Source organism: Nocardia acididurans, assembly GCF_016741815.1.
Taxonomy (GTDB): domain Bacteria; phylum Actinomycetota; class Actinomycetes; order Mycobacteriales; family Mycobacteriaceae; genus Nocardia; species Nocardia acididurans.
Genome location: NZ_JAERRJ010000004.1, coordinates 156,173 through 169,863, shown reverse-complemented (window position 1 = coordinate 169,863; position 13,691 = coordinate 156,173). Strand labels below are relative to the sequence as shown.

At 67.4% G+C, this 13,691-nt stretch carries 13 protein-coding genes; 7 read left to right on the top strand and 6 right to left on the bottom strand.

Going from position 1 to position 13,691, the window contains the following annotated elements; genetic code table 11:
- Positions 1-3 precede the first annotated feature (3 nt).
- The gene (locus JK358_RS11555) at positions 4-651 is read right to left on the bottom strand and encodes a TetR/AcrR family transcriptional regulator (RefSeq protein ID WP_201946641.1); all 648 of its coding nucleotides are present in this window, start codon (positions 649-651) and stop codon (positions 4-6) included.
- Positions 652-767: 116 nt separating this feature from the next.
- On the opposite strand from JK358_RS11555, the gene JK358_RS11550 reads away from it, so the two are divergent.
- The 3 genes from JK358_RS11550 to yhjD are packed head-to-tail and all read left to right on the top strand — an operon-like array spanning position 768 to position 3,857.
- The gene (locus JK358_RS11550; RefSeq protein ID WP_201946638.1) at positions 768-1,715 is read left to right on the top strand and encodes an oxygenase MpaB family protein; all 948 of its coding nucleotides are present in this window, start codon (positions 768-770) and stop codon (positions 1,713-1,715) included.
- A gap of 57 nt (positions 1,716-1,772) precedes the next feature.
- Entirely contained in the window at positions 1,773-2,801 is a 1,029-nt protein-coding gene (gene trpS, locus JK358_RS11545; protein WP_201946636.1) for a tryptophan--tRNA ligase, read from the top strand.
- Between the two features lie 42 nt (positions 2,802-2,843).
- Positions 2,844-3,857, top strand: coding sequence for an inner membrane protein YhjD (yhjD, locus tag JK358_RS11540; protein ID WP_201946634.1), 1,014 nt, complete (start codon positions 2,844-2,846; stop codon positions 3,855-3,857).
- A gap of 16 nt (positions 3,858-3,873) precedes the next feature.
- Here yhjD and JK358_RS11535 read toward each other — a convergent pair whose 3' ends face one another.
- Positions 3,874-5,163: a D-alanyl-D-alanine carboxypeptidase family protein gene (locus JK358_RS11535; protein ID WP_201946632.1), complete on the bottom strand. Its 1,290-nt coding sequence runs from the start codon at positions 5,161-5,163 to the stop codon at positions 3,874-3,876.
- 91 nt (positions 5,164-5,254) lie between these two features.
- The gene (locus tag JK358_RS11530; RefSeq protein ID WP_201946630.1) at positions 5,255-5,938 is read right to left on the bottom strand and encodes a nuclear transport factor 2 family protein; all 684 of its coding nucleotides are present in this window, start codon (positions 5,936-5,938) and stop codon (positions 5,255-5,257) included.
- A 185-nt stretch (positions 5,939-6,123) separates the two neighbouring features.
- Here JK358_RS11530 and JK358_RS11525 point away from each other — a divergent pair, with 185 nt between their 5' ends.
- Together JK358_RS11525 and JK358_RS11520 are read left to right on the top strand one after the other, a co-directional pair.
- A complete protein-coding gene (locus tag JK358_RS11525) occupies positions 6,124-7,635 on the top strand; it encodes an MFS transporter (protein WP_201946627.1) in 1,512 nt (503 codons plus the stop codon).
- The gene (locus JK358_RS11520; RefSeq protein WP_201946624.1) at positions 7,625-8,245 is read left to right on the top strand and encodes an acyl-CoA-like ligand-binding transcription factor; all 621 of its coding nucleotides are present in this window, start codon (positions 7,625-7,627) and stop codon (positions 8,243-8,245) included. The genes JK358_RS11525 and JK358_RS11520 overlap by 11 nt, the downstream gene beginning before the upstream one ends.
- A gap of 13 nt (positions 8,246-8,258) precedes the next feature.
- On the opposite strand, the gene JK358_RS11515 is transcribed toward JK358_RS11520, so the two are convergent.
- Positions 8,259-9,164 carry a phenylalanine 4-monooxygenase gene (locus JK358_RS11515; RefSeq protein ID WP_201946621.1) on the bottom strand — a complete coding sequence of 302 codons (906 nt, stop codon included), beginning with the start codon at positions 9,162-9,164 and terminating at the stop codon, positions 8,259-8,261.
- Between the two features lie 343 nt (positions 9,165-9,507).
- Here JK358_RS11515 and JK358_RS11510 point away from each other — a divergent pair, with 343 nt between their 5' ends.
- Positions 9,508-9,888 carry an STAS domain-containing protein gene (locus JK358_RS11510; RefSeq protein WP_201946619.1) on the top strand — a complete coding sequence of 127 codons (381 nt, stop codon included), beginning with the start codon at positions 9,508-9,510 and terminating at the stop codon, positions 9,886-9,888.
- A gap of 3 nt (positions 9,889-9,891) precedes the next feature.
- On the top strand, positions 9,892-10,656 hold the full coding sequence (locus tag JK358_RS11505; protein WP_372440657.1) for an ATP-binding protein: 765 nt from the start codon (positions 9,892-9,894) through the stop codon (positions 10,654-10,656).
- A gap of 33 nt (positions 10,657-10,689) precedes the next feature.
- Here the strand turns inward: JK358_RS11505 and JK358_RS11500 are convergent, their stop codons facing one another.
- Together JK358_RS11500 and JK358_RS11495 are read right to left on the bottom strand one after the other, a co-directional pair.
- Positions 10,690-12,576 (bottom strand): CheR family methyltransferase, encoded by a 1,887-nt coding sequence (locus JK358_RS11500; RefSeq protein WP_307817465.1) that lies wholly within the window; start codon positions 12,574-12,576, stop codon positions 10,690-10,692.
- A 21-nt stretch (positions 12,577-12,597) separates the two neighbouring features.
- Positions 12,598-13,584: a chemotaxis protein CheB gene (locus JK358_RS11495; protein WP_201946615.1), complete on the bottom strand. Its 987-nt coding sequence runs from the start codon at positions 13,582-13,584 to the stop codon at positions 12,598-12,600.
- Positions 13,585-13,691: the final 107 nt, after the last annotated feature.

Genomic DNA, 13,691 nt, shown 5'->3' with positions numbered 1-13,691 from the left:
CCCCTAGCTCTCCTGTGCGCGGAGCCGATCGGCCAGATCCTCGCCGAGCAGGACGAAAACGTCGGTGGTGTGGTCGATCAGCTCGTCGCGGGTCATGGGGAGGTCGCCCTGCAGCCAGGAGGCGAGGGACTGGACGAGCCCGCCGACCAGGTAGGTGGCGCGGAAGGTGACGGCGGGGGAGGGGATGGCGTCGGTGATGCCGTAGAAGTCGATGCCTTCGGCCGCAACGAGATTCGCGAACGCTCGAATGGTCTGCATGGTGCGGGTGCGCAGTTCGGGGGTCGCCGAGCTGACCAGCAGCGCCACCCGGGCCTTGCGCGGGTCGGCGGTGAGGACGTCCACGCCCGCGGTGATGGCGGCGTGCGCCTTCTCGCGGGGATCCTCCGGTGCGGTGTGCAGGGCGGCCAGCAGTGCCGCGGCGAGCTCTTCGCCGATCGCGTCGAACAGCGCCGACAGTACGGCGTCGCGGCTGTCGAAGTTCTCGTAGTAGTAGCGCTCGTTCAGGCCCGCGCCCGAGCACAGGGCCGCGACGGTGAGTTTGTCGATGCCCTGGGTGCCGAGGATGTCGAGGGCGGCGTCGAGCAGGGCGGTGCGGCGTTGGGTGCGGCGTTCTTCCGCCGAGATGCCGCCGTAGGTCCGCTGACCGGTCACGGTTCGATTCTGGCACGGTCGCAATTCTGGAAGTGACTCTTGCCAGAATCGTGATTGTGGGGGACTCTGATTCCAGATGCGGTGGCCCGCGTCACAGAGTGCTGCAGGAGGCAACGATGCCCGCACCGAAGGCCAAAGAGCCCGGCTACTTCTCCGACGATTCGATGATCCGGCGCGTGATGAGCAAACGGGCGGTGGGACTCACCTACGGCCAGCGGGCGCTGGTCATCGGGGCCGTGCATCCGCTGCTGTACGTGGGGACCGCCGAGAACACCAAGCACCGGACCACGCCGTACACGCGGCTCGCGCTCACGGGCAGGTTGTTCGAGGCGGTCTCGCTCGGCAGCAAGGACGAGGCCGATCGGGCGCGGTCATTCACGCGCAAGAAGCATGTGCGGGTGAACGGCGCGCTGCCCGAAGACGCGGGCGAGCGGCATCCGGCGGGCACGCGCTATTCGGCGCTGGATCCGCATCTGATGTACATGACCATGGCCTTCACCTTCGATTCCGCCGAGGTCATGCACGACCTGCTGGTCCGGAAACTCACCGACACCGAACGCGAAGCGCTGTACCTGGATTACGTGCGCTGGGGTGAGCTGTTCGGCATGCCGCGTTCGGCCGCGCCCGCGACCTACGCCGGCTTCCGCAAGGATTTCGACGGCTACCTCGCTTCCGACGAACTGTTCCTCACCGACGAGGCCAAGCTCGTCGGCTCGTATCTCATGGGCCAGCGGGTGGCCTATCCCATGCCGATGCCCATCCAGCAGGCGCTCGGCAGCTTCTCCCTGCTGGTCCAGGGCACCCTGCCGGATCGGATCCGGCAGATGTACGACCTGAAGTGGGGCATGCGCGAAGAAGTCGCGTACCGGGCGCTGGCCCAGGCCGTGCGCACCGCGCACATCTCGCCGCCACTGGTGCCCAGGCTGTTGCGCGGCCCGCTGTCGGGCCCCAGCTATCCGCTGTACCGCCTGGCGACCCGCCGGGAGCAACAGCTGGTGAACTCGGGGCGGCCGGCCATGCCCGGGGTGGACACCCGCAACTGGGCGGCCCGGAACTCGGCCTGACCCGCACTCGGGCGGCCACGGAAATCGGGGCGGGGCGCACATGGAAAGATCAGTGCCATGTCGAGTCCTGCCCCAGCCGCCGCCGAACGCAAGCAGCGGGTCCTGTCCGGGATCCAGCCGACCAGCGATTCGTTCCATCTCGGGAACTACCTTGGCGCGGTGCAGTATTGGGTGCGCCTGCAGGATGATTTCGACGCCTTCTACTTCATTCCGGACCTGCACGCCATCACCGTGCCGCAGGATCCGAAGGAGCTGCGCAAGCGCACCAAGCAGTCGGCCGCGCAGCTGCTGGCGCTCGGCGTCGACCCCAAGAAGTCGACCCTGTTCGTGCAGTCCCAGGTGCCCGAGCACGCCGAGCTGACCTGGGTGCTGAACTGCATCACCGGCTTCGGCGAGGCCAGCCGGATGACCCAGTTCAAGGACAAGTCGGTCAAGCAGGGCGCGGAGAACGCCACCGTCGGCCTGTTCACCTACCCGGTGCTCATGGCCGCCGACATCCTGCTCTACCGCCCGCAGCTGGTGCCGGTCGGCGAGGATCAGCGCCAGCACCTGGAGCTCACCCGAAACCTGGCGCAGCGCTTCAACACTCGCTACAAGAAGACCTTCGTGGTGCCCGAGGCGCATATCGTCACCGGCACCGCCAAGATCTACGACCTGCAGGACCCGACCTCCAAGATGAGCAAGTCGGCCAGCTCCGACGCGGGCCTGATCAACCTGCTCGACGATCCGAAGATCTCGGGCAAGAAGATCCGCTCGGCGGTCACCGACACCGAGCGCGAGATCCGCTACGACGTCGAGAACAAGCCCGGTGTGAGCAATCTCCTGGTCATCCTGAGCGCCATGACCGACACCCCGATCGTCACCCTCGAGCAGGACTATCAGGGCAAGGGCTATGGCGACCTCAAGGCCGACACCGCCGACGCGCTGACCGAATTTGTCACCCCGCTGCGCGCGAAGGTGGAAGAGTACATGGCCGACCAGGGCGAACTCGACCGCATCCTCGCCGCCGGCGCGGAGCGGGCGCGGGAGATCGCCGGCAAGACTCTCGCGCAGGTGTACGACCGGGTGGGCTTCCTGGCCCGCTGATCCGGTCTCCCGCCGCGCGAGGAGCGTGGCGGAGGTGAGCGGGTGTTCGACGGGGTTCGGGCGCGGATCGAGCAGGAGATCCAGCGGCGGCACTGGCTGGATCACGTGGTGCGCGCCTACGGGCGGTATCAACGGCAGCGCGGCGACTACTACGCCGCGGGCATCACGTATTTCACTGTGCTGTCGCTGTTTCCGCTGCTGATGGTGGGTTTCGCGGCGGCCGGTTTCGTGCTGGCGCGCGATCCCGAGCTGCTCACCAAGATTCAGGACGAGATCATCAAGAACATCCCCGGCGCGGCGGGGGAGCAGCTCAACGATCTCATCCACCAGGCCGTGGCCTCGCGCACCAGTGTCGGCGTGATCGGTCTGCTGGCGGGCGCGTACGCCGGGCTGGGCTGGATCGCGAACCTGCGGGCCGCGCTCACCGAACAGTGGTCGCAGCGCTACGAGCCCGGGAACTTCTTCCTCGGCAAGCTGTCGGACCTGCTGGCGTTGATCGGGCTGTTCCTGGCCATCGGGGTATCGCTCGGATTGTCGGTGCTGGCCTCCAGCGGGCTGATCCGCGCCCTGCTGCGCAAGCTGGACATCGCGGAATCCGGGTGGATCACGCTGGGGCTCACGCTCGTCTCCCTGGCCCTGGCGATTCTGGCCAACTGGGCGGTGCTGACCTACATCATCGCGCGCATGCCCCGGCATCCGGTGACGCTGCGCAGCGCGGCCAAGGCGGCGTTCGTCGCGGCCATCGTGTTCGAGGCGTTCAAACAGCTGGCGTCGCTGATCCTGCAGTCGGTGGTGAACGGCCCGGCGGGCGTGGCCTTCGGGCCGATCATCGGCCTGATGGTGTTCAGCTACATCACCGCGCGGATCATCCTGTACGCCACCGCCTGGGCGGCCACGGCCACGGAAAACGAAGTGCCGGAGGATATTCCGGCTCCGCCCCCGGCGGTGATCGAACCCCGGGTCTCGGGCCCGGGGCTCACCGCCGGAACGGGTGCGGCGCTGTTCGGTGCGGGTGCTGTTGCGGGAGCGCTGGTTTCGGCACTGCGCAGGCGCTGAACCCGCGGGACGTGACTCAGCGTCGGCGGCTCAACCGCCGTGCGCCGGCCAGTAAAACCAGCACTAAAATTATGCCGCCCACCATGAGGGTGACGCGAAGATCATCGCGATTCCGGCGCACCGGTTCGGCCTGCTCGTCGGTGTGGTCCGTGGGCGGAGTAGCCAGTGCCACAGTCGAATTGGCCTGCTTGGTGGTGTTGTCCGGCAGCGTGCCGATACTCGAACCCGACGGCAGCGCGAAACCGTAGTCGAGCAGTTTGGCCGCCTGCTCGAACGGCCGGAACGGCTTCACATCGGCCTTGAGCAGGGTCACCACCAGGCGATGGCCGTCGCGTTCGGCCGCGGCCACGAAGGTCTGCCGGGCATCGTCGGTGAAGCCGGTCTTGCCGCCGATCGCGCCCTCGTAGTTGTAGAGCAGGTGATTGTCGTTGGCGATGGGGAAGCCGGGCTTGTCCTCGTCGCCCGGGGTGCGCGGATCCGCCGGGAAACCCGGGAAGTCCACCTGCTCGGTGTGGATCAGCTCCGCGAACAGCGGGATGGTCATGGCGTCGCGGAACAGCACCGACAGGTCGTAGGCCGAAGTGCTCATGCCCGGCCCGTCCAGTCCGGACGGGGTGGCAGCGCGAGTGTCCATGGCCTGCAGGCGTTTCGCCAGCTCGTTCATCTTGGTCACGGCGGCGTCGTCACCGCCGAGCTGGGCGGCGATGGCGTGCGCGGCGTCATTGCCGGAAGCCATGATGAGGGCCTGGAACAGCTGCAGGTTCGTGTACCGCCCGCCCGGCCCGATGCCGACGCGGGTGCCGTCCACATCGGCGTCCTCCTGGGTGCCGATGATCACCTTGTTCTTGTCCAGCGTGCGCAGCGCGACCGCGGCCAGCAGCACCTTGATGGTGGAGGCCGGGCGGTAGCGGCCGTGCGGGTCCTTGGCCGCCAGCACCTTTCCGGTATCCAGATCCGACACCATCCAGGCCGTCGCCGAAATACCCTCCGGCACTGCCGGTGCGCCCTTGGGCAGCACGAGACCGCAACCGCTGAGCGCCTTTCCGCCGATGGTCGAACTCGGGATCGGCAGCGCCGCGGGACTCGTCTGCCCCGGCTTGGGCACCTCGGAGTCGTCGACCGGTGGTGGCGGGGAGGTCTTCTGCGGACAGTTGTCGGTGTTCGGGGTGGTGAACGGTGTTGTGGTGGTGGGGGGTTGGGCCAGCGCCGCACCGGGTAACGGTGCGTACGCGACTCCTGCCAGCGCGGTGAGTATCGCCGCCGATCCGGCAGCCATGACCAGGGATGCGTGCCTGCGGATGATCATCGAGGCTGAGCTTAGATAATCCGGCGGCCGACCCCCGACCTCGGGGCTGTGCGATCGGGGGTCGTGAATTCAGGAGCGCCTGTGCGCGGGGTTATTCCGCGGTCTTGCCGGTGACGGGGCAGCCGTGCGCGAGGGGGCCGAGCAGCTTGTTGTTGTCGTAGAAGTGCTCGAGTTCGGTGATGCGCAGATCCTCGGAGACCTTGGCAATGGTGATGCCGGTCATCTCGATGGTTTCGCCGGTCGGCTGGTGGCCGTTGTACTCACCCTCGTACTTGCCCCAGTGCCGCCACTTGAAGGTGACGGTCGGCGGGCCGGAGAGGACCTCGAGGACCTCCCAGAAGAAGCCGCCCGGGAAGGCGGTGTGGAAGATGTGGTGCGAGGACTCGAAGGTCTCCTTGGCCACGTCGTAGTAGGGGTTCTCGCCGATCAGGATGTTGTAGGACCCGATGCGCGCGAACTCTTCCGCGTCCTGCCACGGTCCGCCGTTGACGCGGCCGCGGTAGTGCTCGGCCACCAGCGACACCCATTTCGCCGGATCGTGCTTGTGCGAGACCTCCATCTCGAAGACCTTCACGAGCTCTTCGACGATGTGCTCCAGCGAATCCGGAGCGTGCTGCGTGGTGCGCTGCTGCGGCAGCACGGTGTGGCTGAGGTGATAGTCGGGGGCCCCATCGCGCCAGTCTTCTGTTGCGGCGGCGGCGATTACGGCTTCGCGTCCCTGCAGGTGCAGGGGTGTCTCGGGGGTCTCGACGGATTCTGTTGCTTCAAGGGTCATTTCGTGCCTAACACATTCAGAGCTGTTGTAAAGACCGATCTTTCGATTGGACCGGATGACGGTAGCAGCAGACCGAACGCCCGGCATGTCGGGCCGAATCCCCACCCCGCCGAATGTTTGACAGATCCTCTCAAATGAGAGACTCTCTCATTATCGAGAAACTCTCATAGATCTGGGGACTCGCTATGCAAGATCCAGCACGCCGCTGGCTGGCACTCGGCGCCCTCGCGGTATCCATGCTGACCATCGGCCTCGATGTCACCGTGCTGACCGTCGCCCTGCCCACCCTCGCCGTCGACCTGAACGCCGACACCTCCGCACTGCAGTGGTTCAGCAGCGCCTACACCCTCGCCCTGGCCGCCTTCATGCTCCCGGCGGGCGCGCTCGGCGACCGCTACGGCCGCAAGAAGATGCTGCTCGCCGCGCTGCTGCTGTTCGGCGCGGCCTCGGTCGCCTGCGCCTTCGCGGTGAACTCGGGACAGCTCATCGCCGCCCGCACCGTGCTCGGCGTCGCGGCGGCGGCCATGATGCCGCTGTCCATGTCGGTACTGCCGACCCTGTTCCCGGATCCCTCGGAACGGCAACGGGCACTGACCATTTGGATCACCTCGACCGCCATCGGACTGCCGCTCGGACCGATCCTGGGTGGCTGGCTGCTACAGCACTTCTGGTGGGGGTCGGTGTTCCTCGTCAATGTGCCCATGGCGGTCATCGGCGCGACGGCGGTGGCGCTGCTGGTGCCGGAGTCCCGGGCGCTGGAGATCACCCGCATCGACATGCCCGGCGCGGTGCTGTCGGCGCTCGGAATGCTCGGGCTCACCTACGGTTTCATCCGCTGCGGGCAGGAGGGCTGGGGTGACGCCCCGGCCTGGGCGTCCGTGGCGGCCGGGGCCGCGCTACTCGGGCTCTTCCTGCTGTGGCAGCGGCGCGCGACGCAGCCGCTGGTGGATATGGCGCTGTTCGGGTCGCCCGGATTCCGCTGGGGCACCATCTATCTCGTACTCGTGAACTTCGCGCTGTTCGGAATGTTCTTCACCATGCCGCAGTACTTCCAGTCGGTGCTGGGCGCGGACACGCTCGGCAGCGGGCTGCGGCTGCTGCCGCTCATCGGCGGGCTCGTCGTGGGCAGCCGGCTGGTGGACAAGTTGCTGCCGAAGATCGGCGTGCGGGCCGTGCTGACGGCCGGATTCCTGGTGCTCGCGGGCGGTCTCGTCGCGGCGGCCCTGCTCACCGCCGACAGCGGGTACGGGTTCGCGGCCTTCGCCATCACCCTGCTCGGCGTGGGCATGGGCTTCGTCATGCCCGCCGCCATGGGACTGGCCACCGGCGACCTCACCGCCGAACGCGCCGGATCCGGGTCCGCGCTGCTTCAGGCGCTGCGGCAGGCGGCCGGGACCATCGGGGTGGCGGTGCTCGGCACCGTGCTGTCCACGCAGTACCGGGCCGGGCTGGGGGAGTACGACCGCGAACCGATCTCCGACGGCGTGAACGCCGGTGCCGGCATCGCCCGGCGGACCGGCGATCCGGGCCTGCTCGCCCACGTCCAGTCCGCGTTCATGGACGGGATGAGCGCCATGATGTGGGTGTGCGCGGCCATCTGCCTGGTCGCGGCCGCCCTCGCCGCGGTGTTCACCCGGGCTCCGGCGCGGCCCCGGGATTCGCTGCCGGATGCTGCACAATCGGTTCATGCCGGCTGATCCCCCCGACTCCCTGCTGACCGCTCCCGCGCGCGGTGACAAACCGTCACTGCGGGAGCGGAAGAAGGAACGCACTCGGCGCACCATCCGCACCGAGGCGTTCCGGCTGTTCCGGGAGCAGGGGTACAGCCAGACCACGGTGGAGCAGATCGCCGAGGCCGCCGACATCTCGTCGGCGACCTTCTTCCGCTACTTCCCGTCCAAGGAGCAGGTCGTACTCGCCGACGACCTGGATCCGATCATGATCGAGCGTTTCGCAGGTCAGCCCGCTGAACTCTCGGTGCTGGACGCCCTGCGCCGGACCATGCGGGACACCTTCGCGTCACTGGGTTCCGAGCAGTTCGCCTTCGAGCGGGAGCGCGCCGCCCTGGTGCGCACCGTGCCCGAGCTGCGCGGCGTGCTCGCGCTGGAGCTGAATCGCAATGTCGACATGATCTCGGAGATGATCGCGCGGCGGGTGGGCCGGGATCCGCGCGACTTCGAGACGCGGGCGCTGGCCGGGGCGATAATCGGAGCCGCGCAGGCGGTGATCATGGAGCGCGAGGACCCGTTCGACATGAAGACCATCGAACGGGTGCTGAACTTCCTCGGCTCCGGCATGCGGCTCTGAAACGCACACCCCGTCAAGCCGGTTGCGCCCCGGCCACTTTCGCACCGGTCATCCGCGTCACCACCTCGTCGTCCACGGTGGCGAAGAAGCCGCCCACCACATCCTCGATCTCGGCGATGGACTGCGCGCAGTACAGCACCGGCTGATAGTGGGTGATGTCGTAGCTGCGGGTGCCCATCTCGAGAATGTTCAGCGGCCGCAGCTCGGCCTCGCGGAATTCCTCGATCTCGCCGTAGGAGGAGAGCAGACCCGCTCCGTAGCAACGGATTTCATCCTGCTCGCGCAGGACGCCGAATTCCATGGAGAACCAGAACACGTCCGCCAGGAATTTGAGCGCGGTATCGGTGGCCAGGCGTGCCACCGCCGCACCCACCTCCGCGTAGATCGCCGCGAACCGCGGGCTCGCCAATTGATTGGCGTGCCCGAGGATTTCGTGCACGGCATCCGGCTCCGGCGTGTACAGCGGCGCGGAATGATGCCGAATGTACTGCGTGGAATGGAAGATCCGGTCCGCGAAGGAGCCGAAGAATTCGCGCAGCGGCACCAGCCCGGCGGCGGGCACGTAGCGGAATCCGGTGAGCGGAGCCAATCTCGACGACACCTCGTCGAGTTGTGGAATGTGATCGGAGGGCAGGGCGAGCCGCTGCGCCGCCTCGATCACCTCCGTGCACGCGTAGCGTTCCCGCTTGCGTGCCAATTCGGCGGAGACGATCCGCCATACGTCCTGTTCCTCGCCGGTGTAGTCGATGCGCGGCACCGGCTGCCCCGGCCGGTACGTCAGCGCGAGCGCGGCAATGTCATTGCGGCGGGCGCGGTAGTCCGGATCGTGCACGCCCGGATGCTCGTCACTCAAATGCACCGTCACAGCACCGGCAGCGCTCTTCGTCACCGGCGAGTACAGCTGAGCCTCGGTGAACATATCTCGATGCAAGCACCGCACGGGCAAACCGACAACAAACACCTGTTCAGCTACGCATATTGCCAAGCTGGCAGTCGGCTGTCCTGGGCGCGGTCAGCGTATTCCCGGGTATCGACTAGGCAGTACGCCCAGCTGCCCGAACAGCTGGGCATCGGATGCGGCGGCGTCAACACCCCTCGGCGGCCCCGTGCGGCCGGATTCCCGGACAAAAAGCGCATTCGACCGTGCGAACGATGAAAATTCAATCCATTGAACGGGTTTCGGCGCAGATCCGGCGGATTCGAGTAGAGCGGTTTCAGGATTCCCCCATGGCGGCAGCGGGTAACTGAATAGTGTGGACGGCGTGAGTCAACAGAACCCTCGGGTTCTCGGACATGAGCACGACCCACTGCGCATCAGCTGGGATCGCCGAATCGACACGGTCGTCGTGCGGGTGGCGGGGGAGATCGATCTGTCCACAATCGAGATGTTGGACGCGGGTCTCCGATCGGCGGGCGCGGTGGCCGAACCCTGCGCCCGAATGATCGTCGACCTGCGCCGGGTGGAGTTCCTCGGCGTCGCGGGACTGCACGTACTGTGTCGGGCGCAGCGGCGCTGCGCGAGCTCCGGTGTCACCTTCATCGTGGTGGCCGACCAGGCCGCGGTGACGCGGCCGATGCGGTCCCTCGACCTGCTCGCCCTGCTGGGGGTGGCGCCACAGTATCCCTCCGGGTTCCGTGATTGAATCATGTTGGACGACAAGGAAATACAGTGGGACTGTCGACAGTCGGACGGCTGTGCGGTGGTGCGGCCCCGGGGTGGACTGGAAACCGGCACCTATCGGCAGTTCGCCGACGATCTGGTGAAATTCGCCCTGCAGGAACCGCGCGCGGTGATCGTCGAGGTCGACGATCTCACCGTCCGTGACGAACCGCTGCTCACCGCTTTCACCAGCGCGTGGATGCGAGTCGGCGAATGGCCGGGGGTGCCGATCATGCTGGTCGCCGAGCAGCCGGAGCGCCGGAAAACCCTGCGGGGCAGTGCCATCAGCCGATTCCTGCCGGTCTTCGGCACGGTGGGGCTCGCCGTGGGCGCGGTCGACGACGGCCCGATCCGGCGGCGCGCGGAGCTGGAGCTGATACCGGCCGCCGAGAGCGCCCAGCGGGCCCGCCGGTTCGTCGCCGAGGTCTGCGAGCGCTGGGGCGCCCCGGAGGTGCGCGCCGACGCCCAGCTCATAGCCACCGAGCTGGTCGAGAACGCCTTCCTGCACAGCGTCGCGCGCGGCGACATCCGGGTCCGCCTGGAACTGCGCGCCGAACTGCTGACCGTCGCCGTCTGCGACGACGACCCCCGGGAAGCCGTACTGCGCGAACCGGTTCCGGGCGGCGCCCGCTACTACGGACTGCACGTGGTGGCGCGGCTGGCCCGCACCTGGGGCTGCGTGCCCCGATGGCCGCACGGCAAGGTGGTGTGGGCGGTGCTGCCGACCGGGGCCCGGCGGGTGCGGTGCTGAATCCGGGTCACCGGGCCGGGGCGTCGCCCGTCGTCACCGGTTCGGGGCGGCCGGCTCCGGATCGAGGTCGCCGTTCCCGTACGGCTCCATCACCAGCACGGCACCGGTGGGTGCGCCGGTGCGGTTGCGCAGTGCGGTGCACACCACCCGCACCGTGATACTGCGCCCACGCCGGTTCACGCCGTCGAGTTTGATCTCCTGGCGGTAGGTCGGATCGCTCAGCGCCGGGCGCACGATCGGCCGCAGCTCCGCCACCGGCAGCCCGATATCGAGATTCAGCAGATGCTCGCCCTCGGCCTCGTCCGAGCGCATCCCCCACAGATCCTCGGCGCCGGCGTTCCACACCACGATCCGCATGGAGGTGTCCACCACCGCCACCCCGGCCGGCCAGGAACTCATGATGGCGGCGAAGAACGCGTTCACCTCATCGAGTTCGGTACTGCGCTCCCGCAGTTCGGTATTGATGGCCTGCAGTTCGTCATTGGTGGACTGGAGTTCCTCGTTGGTGGTCTCCAGCTCCTCGTTGGTGGACTGGAGCTCCTCGTTCGTGGTCTCCAATTCCTCCACCGTGGACTGCAGTTCCTCGTTGGTGGTCTCCAATTCCTCATTGGTGGACTGCAATTCCTCATAGGCGGACTCGCGCTGCTGATTCGCGCGGTTCAGTTCCGACATCAGACGCCGATTCGCGGTCACATCATGGAATACCAGCGAGACGCCGACCGGAACATCCTCCGCCAGCAGGGGTGACAGGTGCGCCTCCAGGGCGAGCACCTCACCCGGGCCGCGCTGCCACTCGATGTCCTTGATGCGCAAGGCTCGTCGCTCGCTGCGCACCTGATCGATATAGCCGCGCAGCTCCACCGGACGATAGGACAGGTCCAGATCCCGCAGCGGGCGGCCGATATCGCGGTCGCTCAGGCTGAACAGGTGCTTCGCCTGCTGATTGGCAAGTGTCACAACATCATTGGTATCGAGCACCACCTGCGCCACCGGGCCCGTGGAGAAGGCCAGACTGCGCAGGGTATCCACCTGATCGACCTCGCGGCGATCGGGCAGGAAGCTGCGGCCGAAGACCGAACCGACATCGATACGCGAGGTGGACACCTTGCGGAAGACCCGCCGTTTGAGGTCCATCGGATCGAATATCCGGCTGTGCGACAGCAGCATCTCCGCCTTGCCCAGGAACAGCATGCCGCGCGGGGCCAGGGCGAAGTGGAACTTGTCCAGGATCTTCGTCTGCGTCTCGGCGGTGAAGTACATCAGCGTATTCCGGCACGCCAGCAGGTCGATGCGGGAGATCGGCGCATCCTGCACCAGATCGTTGCGGCCGAAGATCACCGACCGGCGCAGATCCTTGCGGAAGGAGTAGCGGCCGCCCATCTGCTCGAAGTACTTCTGGATCAGCTCGTGGCCGAGCGGCTGCACCTCCTTCTCGCTGTAGACCGCGTGGCGGGCGCTGCTCAGCGCCTCCTCGTCCACATCGGTGGCGTAGATCTTGACGCGCTGCCGGAAATCGTCGATGCCCAGGCCCTCGGCCAGCACGATGGCCAGGCCGTACGCCTCCTCGCCGGAGGCGCATCCGGCGCACCACACCCGGATCGGCTCGTCCGGGCCGCGCTCGGCCAGGATGGTCGGCACCACATCGCTGCGCAGGAACTCCCAGGCGTCCGGATCGCGGAAGAAGCCGGTGACATTGATCAGGATGGTGTTGAACAGGGAGACGAACTCATCCGAATTCGCCTGCAGCACATCGAGATACTCGACATGATCGTCGATGTTCAACTGCGACATGCGCCGGTGCACCCGGCGCATGAGACTACTGCGCTTGTACCCGGTGAAATCGAACCCGCGGGCTTCCTTCAGATACTGGAGGATCTCTTCGAAGCCGTGAACGTCGGTGGGGGCCTTGTCCTGATCCACAAGCACAACCTACCGGGCTGCTCACTCGCTTCGACGTTCGACCAGCAGCTTTCGGAGAACTTTCACCGACTCGGCATGTTCGGCCTGCTGTTCGGCGTACCGCTCGGCCAGTCGCATGTCGCCGCGGGTCCGCGCGTCGGCGTACATCCGGGAGGCGAGCTGTTGTTTTTCCTGCAGGGCGCGCAGCGCGGTCCACAGCGCCTTCTCGACCTCCACGCTCTGCTCCACCAGCAGCGCCTCCGCGGTCCAGGCGTGCCCGACCCGGCAGCGGAAGCGCTTGCCGCCCGGCAGGCTGAACAATCCACCATTGCAGTCGGGACAGGACATGCCCGACGGTTCGGTCATGGCCACCACCCCATTTCGGGAGATACCCTCGCCGGCGTCGATCTCGGCCTCCAGGCGATCCATATCGGACAGGGGGGCCGGGGCCGGTAATTCTCGCCGCGCCTTCAGCAGCTTCGCCATCGCCGCCCCGAGTTCCCGGGCCGGCAGCACCAGATCGACCGGTACGTTCGTTATCGCGCTCTCCGGCATGCTGCGGTAGAGCGCCTCCTCCGGATCCTGCACCGCGGTCACCCCGCCACGTTCGCGAATCAACGACAGGCCCGCCGTCCCGTCATCCAGGGAGCCGGACAGCACCACACCCGCCACCCGCGACCCCCACGCCACCGCCGCCGACCGGAACAACGCGTCCACCCCCGGGCGATGACCGTTCTCGGTCGGCCCGTGCGACAACACGATTCGGCCGTCCGCCACCAGCAGATGATGGTCCGGCACCGCCGCGTAGATCCGGCCGGGCATCAGCACGGTCCCGCTCGTCCCCGCCACCGCGGGCAGCGGTCCCGCCCGCCCGAGAATGGCGGGCAGCGCACTCACCCCGCGCGGCGGCATGTGCAGCACCACCAGCACCGCCGCCTCGATATCGCCGGGCAGTCCGCGCACGAAATCCCGCAGCGCCTCGACCCCACCGGCCGACGCACCCACGACGATCACATCCGAAGGTTCCACCGCGGGCCTCCTCTCATTGGGTAGGCCCCGTGTCGCTTCAACGCTACGCGCATCCCCCTCCCGTAGCGCGGTCCATCTCGCGGTACCGCCGGCGAGGGGAGCTCCGA

Excerpts from the sequence above, each read along its gene's own strand:
- JK358_RS11550 (WP_201946638.1), top strand. The coding sequence starts at position 768 with ATGCCCGCACCGAAGGCCAAAGAGCCCGGCTACTTCTCCGACGATTCG.
- trpS (WP_201946636.1), top strand. The coding sequence starts at position 1,773 with ATGTCGAGTCCTGCCCCAGCCGCCGCCGAACGCAAGCAGCGGGTCCTG.
- JK358_RS11535 (WP_201946632.1), bottom strand. The coding sequence starts at position 5,163 with ATGATCATCCGCAGGCACGCATCCCTGGTCATGGCTGCCGGATCGGCG.
- JK358_RS11530 (WP_201946630.1), bottom strand. The coding sequence starts at position 5,938 with ATGACCCTTGAAGCAACAGAATCCGTCGAGACCCCCGAGACACCCCTG.
- JK358_RS11525 (WP_201946627.1), top strand. The coding sequence starts at position 6,124 with ATGCAAGATCCAGCACGCCGCTGGCTGGCACTCGGCGCCCTCGCGGTA.
- JK358_RS11520 (WP_201946624.1), top strand. The coding sequence starts at position 7,625 with ATGCCGGCTGATCCCCCCGACTCCCTGCTGACCGCTCCCGCGCGCGGT.
- JK358_RS11515 (WP_201946621.1), bottom strand. The coding sequence starts at position 9,164 with ATGTTCACCGAGGCTCAGCTGTACTCGCCGGTGACGAAGAGCGCTGCC.
- JK358_RS11505 (WP_372440657.1), top strand. The coding sequence starts at position 9,892 with ATGTTGGACGACAAGGAAATACAGTGGGACTGTCGACAGTCGGACGGC.